The following is an 18,955-nucleotide window of genomic DNA, read 5'->3' as shown; positions in this document are numbered from 1 at the left end:
GTTATTCGGAGCTGACAAGGGTTAATTGCAAAAAAATGACTGAGCGCCTCTTTTTTAAACGAACGCGTTAAAAACGGACATTTCCCGGCGAAGAATCAGTCAAAATCGCCGCTTCATCGGCATAAATCAGCGCCATCACCTTAAACACCAATGCTATTCTCTTTAACCAAACGTAATTTCTTTGTCGCAGGCTGACAATTATTCGAGAAGGACTTTCAATGATTCGCTCCGCGCGCAGCATGGCCGGCTTGCCCTGGATCGCCGCCATGGCGTTTTTCATGCAAGCACTTGATGCCACCATCCTGAATACTGCGCTCCCTGCTATCGCCACCAGCCTTGAACGTTCCCCTCTTGCCATGCAATCCGCCATCATCAGTTACACGCTAACGGTAGCGATGCTGATTCCGGTGAGTGGCTGGTTAGCCGATCGCTACGGCACACGCAAAATCTTCATTCTTGCGGTATCGCTATTTACGCTGGGTTCGCTAGCCTGCGCCTTATCCAGCTCGCTGAGCATGCTGGTGGTCTCGCGCGTGGTACAAGGGATTGGCGGTGCGATGATGATGCCCGTCGCGCGCCTGGCGCTGTTACGCGCTTATCCACGCAGTGAACTGCTGCCCGTGCTGAACTTCGTCACCATGCCGGGTTTAGTGGGTCCGATTCTGGGCCCAATGCTGGGCGGATTGTTAGTGACCTACGCCAGCTGGCACTGGATATTCCTCCTCAACATTCCCATCGGTATCGCCGGCATCTTCTACGCACGCAAATATATGCCGGACTTCACTACCCCAAAACGCCGCTTCGACTTTTCAGGCTTCCTGCTGTTTGGTTTGGGTCTGGTGCTGATCTCGGTCGGTATCGAGTTGTTTGGCGAGCGCGTGGTGTTGCCGTGGCAAGCGTTGTTGGTGCTGTTTGGCGGCATTGCATTACTTCTTCTCTATATAGTGCACGCGCGTCGCCATCCGGCACCGCTGATTAATCTGCCAATGTTTAAAACCCGCACCTTCTCGGTCGGCATCATTGGCAACATAGCTTCGCGCCTGGGTACCGGCTGCATTCCGTTCCTGATGCCGCTGATGCTGCAGGTGGGCTTTGGTTATCCCGCACTGATTGCCGGTTGCATGATGGGTCCAACGGCGATTGGCGCGCTGCTGGCGAAATCCACGGTGACGCAAGTGCTACGCCGCTTTGGTTATCGCCATACGCTGGTAGGTATCACCATTATTATTGGCATATTGATCGCCACCTTCTCACTGCAATCGCCGGGTGGCAGCGTGGTGATGTTGCTGGCGGCACTGTTGATTCTGGGGATGGCGATGTCAACGCAGTTCACCGCGATGAACACCATCACGCTGGCAGATTTAAATGATGAGAACGCCAGCGGCGGGAACAGTGTGCTGGCGGTAACGCAGCAGCTGTCGATCAGCTTTGGCGTGGCGGTGAGTGCCGCAGTGCTGCGTTTCTATCAGGATGTCGAGGCCACAACCGTCGCGCAATTCCACGCCACCTTCCTGACGATGGGCGTTGTCACGGTGTTGTCTGCCTTTACCTTTATGATGTTACGTCCGAGCGATGGGCGTAATCTGATCGCCAACCGCGAGAAAAAGAAGAAAGCGACTTAGACCGAACCGCGCTCCACCAGCTCCGGCGTCAGCACCAGCGTTTGCTGACTGGCGTCGGGATCGCTCATACGATGAATCAAGGTATCAATCGCCAGTTCACCTAACTCATCTTTCGGCTGATGGATGGTACTAAGCGGCGGAGTCAGGTAACGCGCCAGCTCAATGTTGTCATAGCCCATCACCGCAATATCCTGCGGCACGCGCAATCCGGCCTGAAACAAGGCGTGATAGACGCCAACCGCCATCGCATCGTTGCTGGTAAATATCGCTTCTGGCAGCGTATCCAGCGTCAGCAGTTGATTCATGGCATTGAAGCCGCCCTGAAACTCGAAATCGCCATCAACCACATAACCCGGCGGCACCGATAATCCGCTGTTGGCCATCGCTTTATGAAAACCTTCAAGACGCAAACGCGCGGGCGTTTTATCCTGCGGCCCGGCAATACAGGCAATGCGCGTGTAGCCACGATCAATCAGATGCTGGGTGGCCAGTTCGCCGCCGAGCAGCGCGTTGTCCTGAATAATGTCGCCGCGTCCTTCAAATGGCGCCCAGTCCATCATCACCATCGGTACCGAGGGATAGCGGTTGAGGATCTCCGCCGACGGCAGATGGGTTTCGGTGCACATCATCAGTAAACCATCGACGCGCTTTTGCATCAGCGTTTCGAGGCTGCGATTCATACGCTCTTCATCGCCTTCGGTATTACACAGAATCAGGCTGTAGCCGCGTTCGTAGCAGCTGTTTTCTACGCCGCGCACCACTTCGGAATAGAACGGGTTACTGCTGGCGGTCAGCAGCATGCCGATGGTGCGGGTTTGTTTGATCTTCAGGCTACGTGCCAGCGCGGACGGCGCATAGTTCAGCTCACGAATTGCCTGTTCCACCTTTTCACGCACCTGCTCGCTGACAAAGCGATTGTTATTGATGACGTGTGAAACGGTGGAGGTAGAGACGCCCGCCAGGCGGGCGACATCTTTCATGGTAGCCAAGCGCTTAGCCCTGTTGTTGCAGGAAGGCGTCAATCTCAGTGCGCCACGGCACTGAGGGCTGCGCGCCCGGACGCGTCACTGCAATCGCAGCGGCGGCATGGGCGAAACGTACAGCATCATGCATCGCCACACCTTCCAGACGTGCGGTAATAAATGCCCCGTTGAAGGTATCGCCCGCCGCGATAGTATCGATGGCCTGCACGCTGAAGCCCGGAATGCGCACGCCGTTGCCTTGCTCACTCAGCCACACACCGCGACGGCCCAGCGTGATCAACACGGTAGCAATACCTTTCGCATGCAATGCCGCAGCAGCACGCGCGGCATCTTCATCGCTCTTTACCGCAATGCCGGTGAGAATTTCAGCTTCGGTTTCATTTGGCGTGATGATGTCGATAAGCGCGAGCAGCTCATCAGAGAGCGCCGTGGCCGGTGCGGGATTCAGGATCACTTGCGTCTGCTGCGCGCGAGCAATCTTCGCGGCGGCCAGAACGCTTTCCAGCGGAGATTCCAGCTGCATCAGCAACGCATCAGCATCGGCAATCACCTGCTGATGCTGCGCAACGCGAGCCGGCGTCAGCGCGGCATTGGCACCGGAATAGATGCCGATATTATTTTCGCCTTCGCCATTCACGAAGATCATCGCTACACCGGTCGATTCATCTGCGACAGTTTCAACCGGTGCGGTATCAATGCGGTCTTGCTGCAACTGCTGACGAATACGCTCGCCAATATCATCAGCGCCTACACAGGCAATAAAAGCAATGTCTGCACCGGCACGGCCCGCAGCCACAGCCTGATTGGCCCCTTTGCCGCCAAAAGCAATTTGATACTGTTTCCCGATCACCGTTTCGCCCGGACGTGGAAAATGGGCGAGGTTAAGGATGTGATCGGCATTGATGCTGCCGAGAACGGCCAGTTTTGCGCTTGTGGTCATTGGGATTCATCCAGAAAGATGCGCCACCAGGACGGTGGCGCGTTGCCCTGCTTTTCTTTACTTATTATTTGGTCACCAACTTCAGGTCAACCGGATTAACCGCCTGCACCTTCTCACCTTTCAATACTTTATCGGCAGTCTGCACGCCAATCACACCAATCTTGTCTGGCATCTGCGCCACAGTCGCGGTCAGTTTACCCGATTCTACGGCTTTCACACCGTCAGCGGTGCCGTCAAAACCCACCACCAGCACGTCGGTTTTACCCGCGGTTTGCAGCGCACGCAGCGCGCCCAAAGCCATTTCATCGTTCTGAGCGAAGACGGCCTGCACATCCGGATGTCCCTGCAGCAGGTTCTGCATGACGTTCAGACCTTTAGTACGGTCGAAGTCAGCAGGCTGGCTCGCCAGGATATTGAATTTATGGGCATCGGCTGCCTGTTTGAAGCCCTCGCCACGCTCGCGCGCCGCAGAAGTACCGGCAATGCCTTGCAGCTCAATAATTTTCGCGCCATCGCCCAGTTTTTTGGCGATGAAGTCACCGGCCATTTTGCCGCCGAAGCGGTTGTCAGAAGCCACGTGGCTCACCACGTTGCCTTGTGCTGCTACGCGGTCCAGCGTGATCACCGGAATATTCGCCTGGTTCGCCATCTTCACGGCGTTACCCACCGCATCAGAATCAGTTGGGTTGATCAGCAGCAGTTTGGTGCCGCGCACCGTCAGATCCTGCACGTTCGCCAGCTCTTTCGCCGGGTTGTTCTGCGAATCCAGCACCACGAGGTTATAACCCAGTTGGTCAGCTTCTTTCTGTGCGCCATCTTTCAGTGACACAAAGAACGGATTATTCAGCGTAGATACCACCAGAGCAATGGTGTCCTTAGCCATCGCGCCAGCACTGAGGGTGGCGCCAAGAATGACGGCCAATGCAGTTAACTTTTTCATTTTTAAATCCTGTGTGAAGGTCAGAGTTATTTACTGCTTTTGTTATCCACCAGCACCGCTAGCAGAATGACGACGGCTTTAACAATCATTTGGTAGTAAGACGATACGCCCATCAGATTCAGGCCGTTATTCAGGAAACCGAGGATCAACGCACCAATCAGCGTGCCCATGATGCGACCTTTACCGCCCGCCAGGCTGGTACCGCCCAGCACCACCGCAGCAATCGCATCCAGTTCATAACCGGTGCCCGCTGTAGGTTGTGCGGAAGAGAGACGCGCCACTTCGATGGTGCCCGCCAATGCCGCCAGCAGGCCGCACAGCGAATAGACGATGATTTTAACGCGATTAACGTTGATGCCCGACAAACGCGTGGCCGCTTCGTTGCCACCCAGCGCATAGATGTAACGACCAAGGCGCGTGTGATGCAGCATGTACCACGCCAGCCCGAACACCGCGACCATCAGCCACACCGGCGTTGGAATGCCCAACGGGCGACCGATACCGAACCAGCCGAACAGATCGGCGTTATCGTTAAAACCGGTATTGATCGGGCTGCCGTTGGTGTAAACCATGGTGACGCCGCGCAGCAGCAACATCATCACCAGCGTGGCGATGAAAGCCTGCACCTTGCCGCGCGCTACAATCACGCCGGTAATACCGCCAATCGCCGCCCCCAGCGCCAGCGAAGCCGCAACGGCCACCAGCGCATTCACCTCTAATCCGACAATCGATGCCGCCACCGCGCCGGTCAGCGCCAACAGCGATCCCACCGATAGATCAATGCCCGAGGTCAGAATCACCAGCGTCATGCCGACCGCCATGATGGCGTTGACGGATGTCTGCTGCAGAATGTTGAACATGTTGGCCAGCGTGAAGAAGTTCGGACTCTGGCTGGCAACCACGGCAATCAGCACGATCAATGCAATCAGTGATTTCTGCTCCAGCAGCCAGGCTTTGCTGAACCAACGACGGCTGGCGGGTAAGGTTTGGGTGCTCATACTACTAACTCCTCGCTGTGTTGCTTACCGACTGCCGCCGCCATCAGGGATTCCTGGGTAGCTTGCTCACGGGAAAATTCGCCACTCAGATGGCCTTCATGCATCACCACGATGCGATCGCTCATGCCCAGCACTTCCGGCATTTCCGACGACACCAAAATGATGCTCAGCCCTTCGGCTTTAAACTGGTTTATTAACTGATAAATTTCTTTTTTTGCCCCGACATCGACGCCGCGTGTCGGCTCATCAAGAATCAGCACATCAGGGCGCGTCATCAGGCCACGCGCAATCGCCACTTTTTGCTGATTACCGCCAGACAGCAGACCAATCGGCTGCTCCATTGACGGGGTTTTAACGTTGAACAGGCGGATAAAATCGCCCACCGCCAGCTGCTCGTCGCTGTGGCGCAGGTTGCCCGCGCCAGTGCTGAAATAGCGCAGCGCGGTCAACGACATGTTCTCTTTCACCGACATGCCGAGCACCAGACCATCGCGCTTGCGATCTTCCGAGATATACACAATGCCGCTGGCGAGGCCATCCTGCGGAGAGCGGGTCACGATCTCGCGGCCGTTCAGCGTCACTTTGCCTTTGCTGCGCGGCAGCGCGCCGTACAGCACTTTCATCAGTTCAGTACGTCCTGCGCCCATCAGACCCGACACGCCAAGGATTTCCCCTTTGCGCAGCGTAAAGCTGACGTTATCAACGCCCGGACCGCTGAGATTTTCCACTTTTAAGCGGATCTCGCCCGGCTGTTGATCGATACGCGGATATTGATCTTCCAGCTTGCGGCCGACCATCATCTCGATCAGGCTCTCTTCGCTGAGATCGCACACCGCGCGTTCGGCAATAAACTGCCCATCGCGGAACACAGTGACGTCATCGCAAATCTCGAAGATCTCTTTCATGCGGTGCGAGATATAGACGATGCCGCAGCCCTGCGCTTTCAGTTCATTGATGACGCGGAACAGCGACAGCGTTTCGGTATCTGTCAGCGCATCAGTCGGTTCATCCATAATGATGACTTTCGACTCGAAGCTGAGCACTTTGGCGATCTCGACCATCTGCTGATCGCCAATCGACAAATCGCCCACCAGCTTGTGGCTGTCGAAACGCAGATTGAGGCGCTTTAATAGCGCATCCGCTTCGGCATACATCTTTTTCCATTCGATGCGACCAAAGCGGTTAACACATTCGCGGCCAAGGAAGATATTCTCGGCAACAGTCAGCTGCGGAATCAGGTTCAGTTCCTGATGGATAATGCCAATGCCTGCTTCCTGCGACGCCTTTGGACCGGAGAACGCCACATCCTTACCCAGCCACTGCAGGGAACCGGCATCCATGCTGTAAATGCCGGTCAGCACTTTCATCATGGTGGATTTGCCCGCGCCGTTTTCACCCACCAGCGCCATCACGCGTCCCGGATAAACGGCCAGCGATGCGCCATTCAACGCCTTCACGCCAGGAAACGACTTTTCAATTCCTTTGAGTTGCAATAACGGTTGCATAGCGGCCTCAGAAGGTCACGCCGGCGCTCAGGATGACATTCGCATACGGAGAACACTCTCCGCTGCGAATGACCGCCTGACTACGCTGCGTATGTTGTTTGAATTGTTCATGGCTGGTGTAACGGATGGTGATGACATTCCCCTGGTGCTGTTGCAAGGCTTCGAGCACGGCGAGCAGTGCGCTGTGGAGCTGCGGATTGTGCTGCTTAATCTCCTCCGCCATCAGGGCGCTTTCGACCTGCATCTCCTGCGTGACAACGTCAACTACCTGTAGAAATTCGGGCGTACCCGGCGTTAACGCCAGATCGATGCGCTGTGGACCGGCCGGAATCGGCAAGCCTGCATCTGCAATCGTCAGCGTATCGGTGTGCCCCAGGCGAGCAATCACATGTGAGACTTCAGCGTTTAACAAGCGACCTTTTTTCATTTATTCCACTCCACAGCGAAACGTTTCGCTGATCGGGAGTGTATAAAATGCGCACGGCAACTCAATGGCGGCATCGCGGAAATGTGATCGCCATCGAAACGTTTCGCTTGTGCCAGAGAGAATTTGAGTTTGGTGGGATTTTGGAGCCGCTGCTGCGGCCCCGAAGATGGGATTACGGCAGTTTACGTACCTGTTTCACGTCCAGTTCGATGGAGTTGAAATCTTTATCCAGTTCGCCGGTCAGTTCTACCTGATCCTTCGGCGTGATGCTCAAACCGTTCCAGCGTTTATGATCGATTTCAACCTTCATGGTGCCGGTGGCATCACGGAACTGATAATCCTCATCACCGATTTGCTTCTCAAGCGTACCGCGCACGGTAATCCAGCTATCGTCTTTCATCTCTTCGGCCTGTTTCACCGTGACAACGCTGGTGTTATCGGCTTTGAACCCGCCGGACTTCACCTGCGCGGATGGCGCATTGGGATCAACAAAGCCACCTTGCTGAGCGGCAAGAACCGGCGTGGCGGCCAGGGCGACAATCGCTAACAGAGCTGCAGACTTTTTCATAATTCACCTCTTTTCCATGAATGTGTCGGTTTACGGGAGCTATTTCACCATAAGGTTCTTAACAGGATCTTAAGAGAATCCGTTTGGCTAACATTCATGAAAAATAGTCTATTTGACGGGATTTTCGCTGTACAAGAGCAATTGTGCTTCGTATAACTCCGCTTAACAAAAGGAGAGTTGATGCGCATTTTACTGATTGAAGATGACACGCTGATTGGCGACGGTTTGAAAGTCGGGTTGACCAAACTCGGTTTCAGCGTGGATTGGTTTGTCTCCGGCGAAGCCGGATTTCAGGCGTTGACCGCCGCGCCCTGGGACGCAGTGGTGCTGGATCTGTCGCTGCCCGAACGCGATGGTCTGGATATCCTGCGTCAGTGGCGCCAGCAAGGACACGATGTGCCGGTGCTGATCCTCACCGCGCGCGATGCGCTCGATCAGCGCGTCCAGGGATTACAACTCGGCGCCGACGATTACCTGTGTAAGCCGTTTGCGTTAACAGAAGTGGCGGCACGCTTGCAGGCGCTAATCCGTCGCCGTCACGGGCAACTGCAGCCGGAACTGAAACACGGCAACGTGGTAATGGCGCCCGGCAGCCACAGCGTGCTGTGCGATGGCGAAGCCGTCAGCCTGAAGAGCCGCGAACTGGCGCTGCTGGAACTGTTTCTGCGTAATCCTGGCCGCGTGCTGACGCGCAGTCAGCTGGAGGAGAAGCTCTACAGCTGGGATGAAGATGTCTCCAGCAATGCGGTGGAAGTGCACATTCATCATCTGCGCAAGAAACTCGGCAGCCAGTTTATTCGTACCGTACACGGCGTCGGTTATACGCTGGGAGCGGCGGAATGAGTCTGTTTCTGCGCCTCGCCATCGGCTTTGTGCTGCTGATTATAGTGTGCGGCGGCTTGGCCGGCCTCAGCGCCTGGCATCAAACCCGCGATACGGTAAACGAGCTGTTTGATACTCAGCAGATGCTGTTCGCCAAACGGCTGATAGCGCTTGATCCCACCTCGCTGCAGGACGTGACGTTGCCGAAAACCAAAGCGATCCTGCGCCATCACCGCGGCGATCAGGATGATGATGCGCTGGCATTTGCCATTTTCAGCGCGGCAGGCCAGCCACTGTTGAACGACGGCGAAAACGGTCGCGACCTGCAATTCGATCATCAGCGCGATGGCTTTGTTGATGGACGACTTCGCGGCGATAAAGATAGCTGGCGCCTGGTGTGGCTCACCTCCGAGGATAAGCGCTATCGCGTGGTGGTCGGGCAAGAATGGGAATACCGCGAAGATATGACGCGCGATCTGGCGCTCAGCAGCCTGCTGCCGTGGCTGATTGCCATGCCCTTTATGTTGCTGCTGCTGCTGGCGCTGGTGTGGTTCGAGCTGCGCCCGTTGAAACGCCTCACGCTTTCCCTGCATCAGCGTGCGCCGGATGATGCCACGCCATTGCCGGACACGCGCTTGCCTAAAGAGGTGAAGCCGCTGGTGGTGGCGCTAAACGGCTTGTTCAGTCGTATGGCGCATCTGGTGCAGCGCGAACGTCGTTTTACCTCCGATGCCGCCCATGAACTGCGCAGCCCGCTGGCGGCGCTGCGCGTGCAGAGTGAAGTGATTCAGCTGGCTGATGATGATGAGGCGATGCGCAAACGCGCCATTCAGCAACTGGATAGCGGCATCGTGCGCGCCACGCGTCTGGTGGATCAGCTCTTAACGCTGTCACGCGTGGAAGCCGACGATCTGCGCAGCGAGTTTCAACCGGTGGCGCTGGCGCCGCTGCTGCAAAACCTGCTGGCGGAGCACTTCCCGCAGGCAGAACAACAAAACACCGCTTTGCAATTCACCAGCCATGCCGAACCGGTGATGAACGGTCATCCGCTGTTACTGGGGTTGATGGTGCGCAATCTACTGGATAACGCGCTGCGCTATTCGCCGTCGGGCAGCACTGTTGATGTGCAGCTCAATGCCCGCGCCATTACCGTTGATGATAACGGGCCAGGCGTCAGCGATGAGCAGTTGATAAGGTTGGGTGAACGCTTCTGGCGACCGCCAGGACAGGCGCAAACCGGCAGCGGATTAGGGCTTTCCATCGTGAAAAATATTGCCCAGCTGCACGGCGTTCGCTTGCAGTTCAGCCAGCGCGCCAGCGGAGGATTGCGCGTCACCTTAAGTTGGTGACGCGCACAGCGTTAAATCTCGACCTGGGTTCCCAGCTCGATCACGCGGTTCGGTGGGATTTCAAACTGATCGGGCGCGCGCAGTGCATTACGTTGCAGCGCGAGGAACAGCTTGCCGCGCAGGCGCAGATACCACGGACGATCGCCGATAATCAGCGATTCATGCGACATAAAGAAGGAGGTTTCCATCATGCGGCAGTTCAGGCCTTCAAGACCGCAGCGGTGGAAAATCTCTTCGACGTTTGGCGTTTCGCGCCAGCCGTAACTCGCCACCACGCGCCAGAAAGTCGGCGACAACTGTTCGATGGTCACACGACGGACGTTGTGCACGTAAGGCGCATCTTCCGTACGCAGCGTCAGCAGCACTACGCGCTCGTGCAACACTTTGTTGTGCTTGAGGTTATGCAGCATGGCAAACGGAATCACATTCAGCGCACGCGACATATACACCGCGGTGCCCGGCACGCGTACCGGCGGCGATTTCTCCAGCGACGCAATCATCGCTTCCAGTGAATTGCCGTGCTCATGCATACGACGCAGCAGACGGAAACGCTCGCTTTTCCAGGTAGTCATGATGATGAACATCATCAGCGCCAGCGTCAGCGGCAGCCAACCGCCGGAGAACACCTTGATCAGGTTGGCGGAGAACAGCGACACGTCGATGATCAGCATGGCAATCAGAATCAGCACCACCAGATAGCGGTTCCAGTGCCAGTTTTGAATCGCCACGGTAGAACAGAGAATGGCGGTCAGCACCATGGTGCCGGTGACCGCGATGCCATAAGCCGCCGCCAGATTGCTGGAGTGCTCGAAGCCGACAATCACAATCACCACCGAGAAGTAGAGCAGCCAGTTAATCACCGGAATATAGATCTGCCCGGACTCCTCTTCTGAGGTGTGCACAATGCGCATCGGCGGCAAATAGCCGAGACGCACTGCCTGACGCGTTAATGAGAACACGCCGGAAATCACCGCTTGCGAGGCGATCACTGTGGCTAAGGTGGCGAGAATCAACATCGGGATCAGCATCCAATCCGGCGCAAGCAGGAAGAACGGGTTTTTGATCGCTTCAGGATGTTTGAGCAGCAGCGCGCCCTGACCAAAGTAGTTGAGCACCAGTGAAGGCAGCACCACGATAAACCAGGCGAGACGAATCGGAAATTTACCGAAGTGGCCCATATCGGCATACAGCGCTTCCACGCCGGTAATCGCCAGCACCACCGCGCCCAGCGCGAAGAAAGAGACACTTTTGTATTGAATAAAGAAGTGCAGCGCCCAGTAAGGATTCATGGCGTGCAGCACGTCAGGATTATTAATGATGCTACGCGCACCCAATACGGCGAGGATGATAAACCACAGCAGCATCACCGGCGCGAACAGCTTACCGACAATGCCGGTGCCGTGCTTCTGGATGACAAACAGCAAGGTCAGCACCGCAATCGCCAACGGCACGATGTAGGTATCGAGGCTCGGCGCGGCAATTTCCAGACCTTCTATCGCCGATAGCACCGACACCGCCGGCGTGATCACCACTTCCCCGTAGAAGAAGCTGCCGCCGATCAGGCCCATGATCACCAGTATCGCGGTGGCTCTGGCGCCGGTATTTCGTCCGGCCAGCGACATCAGCGTTAAAATCCCGCCTTCACCGGCGTTATCTGCACGCATCACGTAGCTGATGTACTTCAGCGACACCACCAGAATCAGCAGCCAGAAAATCAGCGACAGGAAGCCAAAAACCGCTTCGCGCTCCACGCCAAATCCAAACTGACCAGAGAGGCATTCACGCAATGTATAGAGTGGGCTGGTACCGATATCGCCATACACCACGCCAATTGCCGCCAGCGTGACTGCCCCAAGGGACTGTTTCTTATCCGAGCTCATAAGTTGTCTTTTGTTGGAGCCGGAGGCGCTTGCCTTCCGCTCAAGCCATCAAAAAGCGCACAGTATGCACATATTCCCAAAAAAACCTACTCTTACAAAGTGTCACCATCGCGTCGGTGACGCGGTTTTTCGCCGAAAATAGCGCCAAAAAACCGTTGGAAGCGGCGAGTTTTCTCGCATCAACCTTCTGAAACAAAAAAGCTGACGGCTATCAACGCAATCGCGCATGATAATCAGTAGAGTATTGCGCTCGCCAGACTATGACGGCACCAGTATCAAAAGGATAATGATGTGATTATGGCTCAACCCCATCTTTTGGCAGAAAGAATTTCTCGCCTGAGCAACGCTCTGGAAAAAGGGCTGTATGAACGCCATCATGCGATCCGCCTCTGTTTGCTGGCTGCCTTAAGTGGCGAAAGTGTGTTTCTGCTCGGGCCGCCGGGCATCGCCAAGAGTCTGATTGCCCGCCGATTGAAATATGCCTTCCAGCACGCCCGCGCATTTGAATACCTGATGACCCGTTTTTCCACCCCCGAAGAGGTGTTTGGCCCGCTGTCGATTCAGGCATTGAAAGATGAAGGGCGTTATCAGCGTCTGACCAAAGGTTATTTGCCGGATGCCGAAATTGTCTTCCTCGACGAAATCTGGAAAGCCGGCCCGGCGATTCTTAATACCTTGCTGACCGCCATCAACGAACGCCGCTTCCGCAATGGCGACAGCGAAGAAAAAATCCCAATGCGCCTGCTGGTTACCGCTTCCAACGAATTGCCGGAAGCCGATAGTGGCCTCGAAGCGCTGTATGACCGCATGTTGATTCGCCTGTGGCTGGATAACGTGCATGAGAAGCAGAACTTCCGCAGCATGCTCACCCACCAGCAGGATGAAAACGACAATCCAGTGGCGGAATCGTTGCGCATCAGCGACGAAGAGTATGAGCAGTGGCAGAAAGGCATCAGCCAGGTCAGTTTGCCGGATCATGTGTTTGAACTGATTTATCAGCTTCGTCAGCAGTTAGAAACGCTGCCGGACGCGCCGTACATTTCCGATCGTCGCTGGAAGAAAGCCATTCACCTGTTGCAGGCTAGCGCCTTTTACAGCGGCCGCGTGGCCATCGCGCCCATCGACTTAGTGCTGCTGAAAGATTGCCTGTGGCATGACGTGGCGTCGATGAAAATGCTGGATCGCGAAATCGATACGCTAATGTCGCAACACGCGTGGCAGCAACAGGCGCTGCTACACAAGCTGCAGCAGATCAAAAGCCGCCGGCTGGCGCTGCAACAGCAGCAAAGCGTGGCGCAAGCGCTGACGCTGGAGAAACACAGCGGCATGTTCAGCCGCAAACCGCACTACGAATTACCCGCCGCCATCACCGATGATCAACTGACGCTAATGCTGCAACAACCGTTGATGCTGCACGACATGCAGGTGACGCACATTCTGATTGGCCGCGAAGCGTTGGATCAGTGGCTGCTGAAGGGCGGTGAAATCCGTGGCAAGCTGAACGGCATCGGCTTTGGTCAGACGCTGGATATGCTGGTGGATACCCATCACTGTTTGACGCTGCGCGATGTCAGCCTGCAATCCACGCGTCTGACGCTGCCGGGCGCCAGCAGCAGCAGCGAGATGCCGCAGGAGATCGCTGATGAATATGACGCGCTGGAAACCCAGCTGCGCGCGCAGCGCACGCTGTTCAGCCAGCATCAGCGCTGTCTGTTCATTAGCGATGACTGGCTGGCACGCATCGAAACCAGCCTGCAGGATGTCGCGGAACAGCTGAAACAGGCGAGAAAATGATCTCACTGGAGACGCTGAGTGCGCTGTTGTCGATTGGCGAAACCGAGTTAATCGAAGAGCTGATTATCGCGCTGCTCGCCTCGCCGCAACTGGCGCTGTTCTTTGAGAAATTTCCCCGCCTGAAACAAGCCATGATGCGCGATCTGCCGCGCTGGCGATCGGAGATCGCCGAGCAGATCAAAGTCACGCCGGTGCCAGAAGCGCTGGCGCAGGAATTTCAGCTGTTTCAACAGATGCAGCTACTCAGCACGCAACATTTCACCCAGCAGTTACCCAACATTATGACGCAGCTGAAAAGCCTGCCGTCGCCGTTCATCGAAGAAGCCAGCAAACTGCTGCTGAATGCTGAAAGCGACCAGCTCAGCAACGCGCAACACACCTTGTTCCTGCAACGCTGGCGCCTCAGCCTGACGCTGCAAACGCTGACGCTGAATGAAACCCTTCTGGAAGAGCAGCGCGAACGCTTGATGGCCGAGCTGCAGCAGCGCATGGCGATCAGCGGTCAGCTGGCGCCGATCCTGACCGATGACGATGAAGCTGCCGCCGGACGCCTGTGGGATTTAAGCAAAGCGCCGCTGCAGCACGGCGATTATGAACTGATCGTGCAGTACGGCGATTTCCTCGCCCAGCAGCCGGAATTGATGAAGCTGGCACAGCAGCTGGGTCGCAGCCGCGAGGCCAAATCGGTGCCGTCGCAGGATGCGCCGCTGGAAGCGTTTCACCAGCTGGTGCGCGAACCGGATAACGTACCGGAAGAAGTCAGCGGCATTCATCAAAGCGATGATGTGCTGCGTCTATTGCCACCTGAGCTGGCGGCATTGAGCATAAGCGAGTTAGAGCTGGAGTTTTATCGGCGTTTAGTCGAGAAACGCTTGCTGACTTATCGTCTGCAGGGCGATGCGTGGCACGAAAAAGTCACCATGAGTCCGGTCAGCCACCAGCAGCATGAGGAGCAACCGCGCGGCCCGTTTATCGTCTGCGTTGATACGTCCGGATCGATGGGCGGTTTCAATGAACGCTGCGCCAAAGCCTTTTGCCTGGCGCTGCTGAAAGTGGCGCTGGCGGATAAGCGCCGCTGCTATATCATGCTGTTCGCTCATGAAGTGATCGGTTATGAACTCACCGCTGATAACGGCATTGAGCAGGCGATCCGTTTCCTCAGCCAGCGTTTTCGCGGCGGTACCGATCTCGCTGCCTGCCTTGCGGCGGTGGTGAAACACATGGAAGGCAGCGCGTGGCAGGAAGCGGATGCGGTGATCGTTTCGGATTTTATTGCCCAGCGTTTGCCGGACGACATCGTCAGCACCATTAAGCAGCGTCAGCGCCAACATCAACAGCGCTTCCACGCGGTAGCAATGTCGCTGCATGGCAAACCCGGCATTCTGCGCATCTTCGATCACATCTGGCGCTTCGATACCGGCCTGAAAAGCCGTCTGCTGCGCCGCTGGCAGCGCTAATTCATCTGGCGGAAATGCTAATTTGCTATATTGATAAGTTCGAGCATTTAGCAAACTGGAGCACCTTGTGACGACCGCCCAACTTCCCGCACCGACCCGTACGCTGAAACTTTCCGGCCAACACTCCGAACAAAAACGGGCCGAGCTGCTGGCGTACTTCACCCAAACCTGGGAACTGTATGAAAGCCTGTTTGATTGCCTGGCGGACGAGCGCGCCTGGTTTAACAAAGCCATTTCGCTGCGCCATCCGCTGATCTTCTATTTTGGCCACACCGCAACCTTCTACATTAATAAGCTGATGGCGGGCCGCTACCTCGATCAACGCGTTGACGATCGTATTGAGGCGATGATGGCGATCGGCGTGGATGAGATGAGTTGGGACGATCTCAACGACAGCCATTACGACTGGCCGACCATCGCAGAAGTGCGCGACTATCGTGGCAAAGTGAAAAGCCTGGTGAGTGAGTTTATTCGCACCATGCCGCTGGAACTGCCGATCGACTGGGACAGCCCGGCGTGGGTGATTTTGATGGGCATCGAACACGAACGTATTCATCTGGAAACCTCCAGCGTGCTGATGCGCCAGTTGCCGATTGAATGGGTTAAGCCACAGCCGCACTGGCCAGTTTGCCCGCAGGCGCGTCACGATCGTCAATCGGTACCGGAAAATTCTCTGATCGCGATGCCCGGCGGCCGTGTGCAGCAGGGCAAAACCGACGACACTTATGGCTGGGATAACGAATACGGTAGCCAGCAAACCGAACTGAAGCCGTTTAAGGCCAGCAAAATGCTGGTCAGCAATGCTGAGTTTTATCGTTTTATTGCGGCGGACGGTTATAACGATCGCCGCTGGTGGGATGACGAAGGTTGGGGCTGGCGTGAATTTTCCGGTGCGCAGATGCCGACATTCTGGGTCGGTGACGAAAAGCTGCCCGATCAGCTAAAACTGCGCGTGCTGGCCGAAGAGGTGGCGATGCCGTGGGATTGGCCGGCGGAAGTGAATCAACTGGAAGCCGCCGCGTTCTGTCGCTGGCTGGCGGAAGAGACCGGTAAATCTGTTCAGCTTCCCTGCGAAGCCGAATGGGCGCAGCTGCGTGAGCAAGTTGGCGGCGATCAGCCGGACTGGACTGAAGCGCCGGGCAATATCAATCTGGCATACTGGGCTTCCTCCAGCCCGGTCGATCGCTTCGCACAAGGTGAGTTTTACGACATCGTCGGCAACGTCTGGCAGTGGACCACGACGCCAACCAACGGTTTCGAAGGCTTTAAGGTACATCCGCTCTACGACGATTTCTCCACACCCACCTTTGATGGCAAACATGCGCTAATCAAAGGTGGCAGCTGGATTTCCACCGGCAACGAAGCGCTGAAATCTGCGCGCTACGCTTTCCGTCGTCACTTCTTCCAGCACGCCGGTTTCCGCTATGTCGTTTCTTCCCATGAAGAGAGCATGACGCTCAATCCTTATGAAACCGACAGCATGGTGTCGCAGTATCTCGATTTCCAGTACGGACCGAGCTACTACAACGTACCCAACTACGCGGCTGCGCTGGTGGAAAAACTGCTGCCGCACTGTACTGCGCGGGGTCAGGCGCTGGATATCGGCTGTGCCACCGGGCGGGCCAGCTTTGAACTGGCGCGACACTTCGAGGCAGTAACGGGCATGGATTACTCGGCGCGCTTTATTGATGTTGCGCTGCAGCTGACCTCCGGTGAGGATTTCCGCTATGTGGTGCCCGAAGAGGGCGATCTGGTGGAGTATCGTCAGGTGCGGCTGAAAGAGTTTGGTCTGGAAGCTGAGCAAGCGCAGCGTATTCAGTTTGTGCAGGGCGATGCCTGTAACCTGAAGCCGCAGCCGGACCGTTACGATCTGGTGCTGGCCTCTAACCTGATCGATCGTCTGCGTCAGCCAAAACGTTTCCTGCAGGATGTCACTCCGATGATCCGCGCCGGTGGTTTGCTGGTGCTGTCATCGCCGTATACCTGGCTGGAAGATTTCACGCCGAAAGAGAACTGGCTGGGCGGTGTTCGCGAAAATGGTGAAGCCCTGACAACCTATCAGGCGCTGCAGCGTCTGTTACGTGATGCCTTTGACGAAGTGGCACCGCCGCAGGATGTACCCTTTGTGATCCGCGAAACGGCGCGCAAATTCCAGCACACGCAGGCGCAAGTGACCTTCTGGCGTAAGCGCTAAAAAGCAGGCAGACAACGGCATGGCTGTTGTCTGCACCTTGCCTGCACCGCTAATTTGCTGCACATTCTCCTCTATTCATAGAAGAAGAACTCAACGAGGATGGACAATGGCGGAACACCTTCAGCTGGATAACCTGGATCGCGGCATTCTGAATGCGCTGCTACAGAATGCGCGTACCGCCTATGCCGAGCTCGCCAAGCAGTTCAACGTCAGCCCCGGCACCATTCATGTGCGGGTGGAGAAGATGCGTCAGGCGGGTATTATTTTGGGCACGCGCGTGGAGATCGATCCGCGTCAGCTCGGCTTCGACGTGTGCTGCTTTATCGGCATTATCCTTAAAAGCGCGCGCGATTATCCGGCGGCTCTGAGCAAACTCGACGCGCTGGATGAAGTGGTGGAAGCCTGGTACACCACCGGCCACTACAGCATCTTTATCAAAGTGATGTGCCGATCAATCGATGCCTTGCAACAGGTGTTGATCAATAAGATCCAGACCATCGACGAAATTCAGTCCACCGAAACCCTGATCTCCCTGCAAAACCCGATCATGCGCACCATTAAGCCGTGATCCCTCTCTAATCTGTGCACAAACTTATCCCCAGCAGATCGCGCGTATGGCGCGACTTGCCGCCTGATGCTTTCTACTATTAACCCTGTTTTCCACAGGTGGATCACGGCTTGATCACAGCGTACAATGCTCGCCTTTAGTGCGGGAGAGCATCATGGCCGATATTACGTTAATCAGTGGAAGTACCCTTGGCAGCGCCGAATATGTTGCTGAACATCTGGAAGAAAAACTGCAGGAAGCGGGCTTCTCAACCGAGGTGCTGCATGGCCCAGAGCTGGATGAGCTGCAACCGGAAGGGATTTGGCTGATCGTTACCTCCACGCACGGTGCCGGTGAACTGCCTGATAATTTGCTTCCTTTATATGAAGCACTGCAGGAAACAAAACCGGACCTCTCTGGTTTACGTTATGGCGCAGTCGGCATTGGTAATCATGAATACGATCTTTTCTGCGGCGCGATCAAGCTGCTGGAAGAGCAATTGAACCAACTGGGCGCCAAACGCATTGGCGATCGACTGGAGATCGACGTGCTGGAGCATGAGATCCCGGAAGACGCGGCCGAAGTGTGGGTCGCCACATGGAAAACGCAGATTTAAAACGATCTTTAGTGGCTGGGGATCGGGAAAATAGAATGATCCCCAGTTGATTGCGCTGTTTTTTTACCTTAAACCCGCGATCGACTGTGGATAACATGGCCTGTTTCATGCGTATAACCAGTAGTTATCCAAAGAACAACGCCTGTTTCTTTTTTAGGCTGTGCATAAGTAGCCATTTTGATCCCAGCTTATACGGATCAGGATCACCGATCATTCACAGCTAATGATCCTCGCTAATTTGCTGTTTAGCATGAACTTTTTGGGGTTATCAACAGCCGGATGCGATCCTAATAGTAGATCTAACAGAAAGATC

Annotated in this window: 17 protein-coding genes; 8 read left to right on the top strand and 9 right to left on the bottom strand. The window is 55.8% G+C overall.

All coding sequences use genetic code 11. The features are described from left to right. Nucleotides 1-67: 67 nt before the first annotated feature. On the bottom strand, nucleotides 68-280 hold the full coding sequence (locus MWH02_RS15800) for a hypothetical protein (RefSeq protein ID WP_167391204.1): 213 nt from the start codon (nucleotides 278-280) through the stop codon (nucleotides 68-70). Between MWH02_RS15800 and mdtD the strand changes: the two genes are divergently transcribed. Beyond that, complete coding sequence (gene mdtD, locus MWH02_RS15795; RefSeq protein WP_271460987.1) at nucleotides 219-1,622, top strand: multidrug transporter subunit MdtD; 1,404 nt, start codon at nucleotides 219-221, stop codon at nucleotides 1,620-1,622. The two genes, MWH02_RS15800 and mdtD, sit on opposite strands and share 62 nt — an antisense overlap. Here mdtD and rbsR read toward each other — a convergent pair. From rbsR to MWH02_RS15760, 7 genes are all read right to left on the bottom strand, one after another. Further along, nucleotides 1,619-2,602, bottom strand: a complete 984-nt coding sequence (gene rbsR / locus MWH02_RS15790; RefSeq protein WP_222213247.1) for a ribose operon transcriptional repressor RbsR — start codon at nucleotides 2,600-2,602, stop codon at nucleotides 1,619-1,621. The two genes, mdtD and rbsR, sit on opposite strands and share 4 nt — an antisense overlap. A 13-nt stretch (nucleotides 2,603-2,615) precedes the next feature. Further along, a complete protein-coding gene (gene rbsK, locus MWH02_RS15785) occupies nucleotides 2,616-3,545 on the bottom strand; it encodes a ribokinase (protein ID WP_192236788.1) in 930 nt (309 codons plus the stop codon). A gap of 64 nt (nucleotides 3,546-3,609) precedes the next feature. Then, a complete protein-coding gene (gene rbsB / locus MWH02_RS15780; RefSeq protein ID WP_101763924.1) occupies nucleotides 3,610-4,485 on the bottom strand; it encodes a ribose ABC transporter substrate-binding protein RbsB in 876 nt (291 codons plus the stop codon). 26 nt (nucleotides 4,486-4,511) lie between these two features. Continuing rightward, nucleotides 4,512-5,483 (bottom strand): ribose ABC transporter permease, encoded by a 972-nt coding sequence (gene rbsC, locus MWH02_RS15775; protein WP_008106756.1) that lies wholly within the window; start codon nucleotides 5,481-5,483, stop codon nucleotides 4,512-4,514. Then, the gene (gene rbsA, locus MWH02_RS15770; RefSeq protein ID WP_101763923.1) at nucleotides 5,480-6,988 is read right to left on the bottom strand and encodes a ribose ABC transporter ATP-binding protein RbsA; all 1,509 of its coding nucleotides are present in this window, start codon (nucleotides 6,986-6,988) and stop codon (nucleotides 5,480-5,482) included. Before rbsA ends, rbsC begins: the two co-directional genes overlap by 4 nt. 7 nt (nucleotides 6,989-6,995) lie before the next feature. Further along, a complete protein-coding gene (gene rbsD, locus MWH02_RS15765) occupies nucleotides 6,996-7,415 on the bottom strand; it encodes a D-ribose pyranase (protein ID WP_101763922.1) in 420 nt (139 codons plus the stop codon). A 172-nt stretch (nucleotides 7,416-7,587) separates the two neighbouring features. Beyond that, the gene (locus tag MWH02_RS15760; RefSeq protein WP_271460986.1) at nucleotides 7,588-7,983 is read right to left on the bottom strand and encodes a YgiW/YdeI family stress tolerance OB fold protein; all 396 of its coding nucleotides are present in this window, start codon (nucleotides 7,981-7,983) and stop codon (nucleotides 7,588-7,590) included. Nucleotides 7,984-8,163: 180 nt separating this feature from the next. Between MWH02_RS15760 and qseB the strand changes: the two genes are divergently transcribed. Both qseB and qseC read left to right on the top strand, forming a co-directional pair. Continuing rightward, nucleotides 8,164-8,826 (top strand): quorum sensing response regulator transcription factor QseB, encoded by a 663-nt coding sequence (qseB, locus tag MWH02_RS15755; RefSeq protein WP_101763920.1) that lies wholly within the window; start codon nucleotides 8,164-8,166, stop codon nucleotides 8,824-8,826. Further along, nucleotides 8,823-10,154, top strand: coding sequence for a quorum sensing histidine kinase QseC (gene qseC / locus MWH02_RS15750; protein ID WP_101763919.1), 1,332 nt, complete (start codon nucleotides 8,823-8,825; stop codon nucleotides 10,152-10,154). Before qseB ends, qseC begins: the two co-directional genes overlap by 4 nt. 11 nt (nucleotides 10,155-10,165) lie before the next feature. Here qseC and kup read toward each other — a convergent pair whose 3' ends face one another. Further along, on the bottom strand, nucleotides 10,166-12,034 hold the full coding sequence (gene kup, locus MWH02_RS15745; protein WP_101763918.1) for a low affinity potassium transporter Kup: 1,869 nt from the start codon (nucleotides 12,032-12,034) through the stop codon (nucleotides 10,166-10,168). A 297-nt stretch (nucleotides 12,035-12,331) separates the two neighbouring features. On the opposite strand from kup, the gene ravA reads away from it, so the two are divergent. The 5 genes from ravA to mioC all read left to right on the top strand — a co-directional run bounded on the left by ravA (nucleotide 12,332) and on the right by mioC (nucleotide 18,642). Then, nucleotides 12,332-13,828 (top strand): ATPase RavA, encoded by a 1,497-nt coding sequence (ravA, locus tag MWH02_RS15740; protein ID WP_101763937.1) that lies wholly within the window; start codon nucleotides 12,332-12,334, stop codon nucleotides 13,826-13,828. Beyond that, entirely contained in the window at nucleotides 13,825-15,285 is a 1,461-nt protein-coding gene (gene viaA / locus MWH02_RS15735; RefSeq protein ID WP_271460985.1) for an ATPase RavA stimulator ViaA, read from the top strand. The genes ravA and viaA overlap by 4 nt, the downstream gene beginning before the upstream one ends. Nucleotides 15,286-15,352: 67 nt before the next feature. Then, complete coding sequence (gene ovoA, locus MWH02_RS15730) at nucleotides 15,353-17,479, top strand: 5-histidylcysteine sulfoxide synthase (RefSeq protein ID WP_271460984.1); 2,127 nt, start codon at nucleotides 15,353-15,355, stop codon at nucleotides 17,477-17,479. A 106-nt stretch (nucleotides 17,480-17,585) separates the two neighbouring features. Further along, nucleotides 17,586-18,047, top strand: coding sequence for a transcriptional regulator AsnC (gene asnC / locus MWH02_RS15725; protein WP_008106733.1), 462 nt, complete (start codon nucleotides 17,586-17,588; stop codon nucleotides 18,045-18,047). 154 nt (nucleotides 18,048-18,201) lie between these two features. After that, the gene (gene mioC / locus MWH02_RS15720; protein WP_064738315.1) at nucleotides 18,202-18,642 is read left to right on the top strand and encodes an FMN-binding protein MioC; all 441 of its coding nucleotides are present in this window, start codon (nucleotides 18,202-18,204) and stop codon (nucleotides 18,640-18,642) included. The last annotated feature ends 313 nt before the right edge of the window (nucleotides 18,643-18,955 follow it).

The organism is Pantoea leporis (assembly GCF_028048155.1).
In the GTDB taxonomy this organism is placed as follows: domain Bacteria; phylum Pseudomonadota; class Gammaproteobacteria; order Enterobacterales; family Enterobacteriaceae; genus Pantoea; species Pantoea leporis.
This window is presented reverse-complemented; position numbering and strand designations above follow the sequence as displayed.

Excerpts from the sequence above, each read along its gene's own strand:
- rbsR (WP_222213247.1), bottom strand. The coding sequence starts at position 2,602 with ATGAAAGATGTCGCCCGCCTGGCGGGCGTCTCTACCTCCACCGTTTCA.
- asnC (WP_008106733.1), top strand. The coding sequence starts at position 17,586 with ATGGCGGAACACCTTCAGCTGGATAACCTGGATCGCGGCATTCTGAAT.
- rbsC (WP_008106756.1), bottom strand. The coding sequence starts at position 5,483 with ATGAGCACCCAAACCTTACCCGCCAGCCGTCGTTGGTTCAGCAAAGCC.
- mdtD (WP_271460987.1), top strand. The coding sequence starts at position 219 with ATGATTCGCTCCGCGCGCAGCATGGCCGGCTTGCCCTGGATCGCCGCC.
- qseB (WP_101763920.1), top strand. The coding sequence starts at position 8,164 with ATGCGCATTTTACTGATTGAAGATGACACGCTGATTGGCGACGGTTTG.
- MWH02_RS15800 (WP_167391204.1), bottom strand. The coding sequence starts at position 280 with ATGAAAAACGCCATGGCGGCGATCCAGGGCAAGCCGGCCATGCTGCGC.
- viaA (WP_271460985.1), top strand. The coding sequence starts at position 13,825 with ATGATCTCACTGGAGACGCTGAGTGCGCTGTTGTCGATTGGCGAAACC.
- mioC (WP_064738315.1), top strand. The coding sequence starts at position 18,202 with ATGGCCGATATTACGTTAATCAGTGGAAGTACCCTTGGCAGCGCCGAA.
- rbsD (WP_101763922.1), bottom strand. The coding sequence starts at position 7,415 with ATGAAAAAAGGTCGCTTGTTAAACGCTGAAGTCTCACATGTGATTGCT.
- qseC (WP_101763919.1), top strand. The coding sequence starts at position 8,823 with ATGAGTCTGTTTCTGCGCCTCGCCATCGGCTTTGTGCTGCTGATTATA.
- kup (WP_101763918.1), bottom strand. The coding sequence starts at position 12,034 with ATGAGCTCGGATAAGAAACAGTCCCTTGGGGCAGTCACGCTGGCGGCA.
- MWH02_RS15760 (WP_271460986.1), bottom strand. The coding sequence starts at position 7,983 with ATGAAAAAGTCTGCAGCTCTGTTAGCGATTGTCGCCCTGGCCGCCACG.
- rbsA (WP_101763923.1), bottom strand. The coding sequence starts at position 6,988 with ATGCAACCGTTATTGCAACTCAAAGGAATTGAAAAGTCGTTTCCTGGC.
- ravA (WP_101763937.1), top strand. The coding sequence starts at position 12,332 with ATGGCTCAACCCCATCTTTTGGCAGAAAGAATTTCTCGCCTGAGCAAC.
- rbsB (WP_101763924.1), bottom strand. The coding sequence starts at position 4,485 with ATGAAAAAGTTAACTGCATTGGCCGTCATTCTTGGCGCCACCCTCAGT.
- rbsK (WP_192236788.1), bottom strand. The coding sequence starts at position 3,545 with ATGACCACAAGCGCAAAACTGGCCGTTCTCGGCAGCATCAATGCCGAT.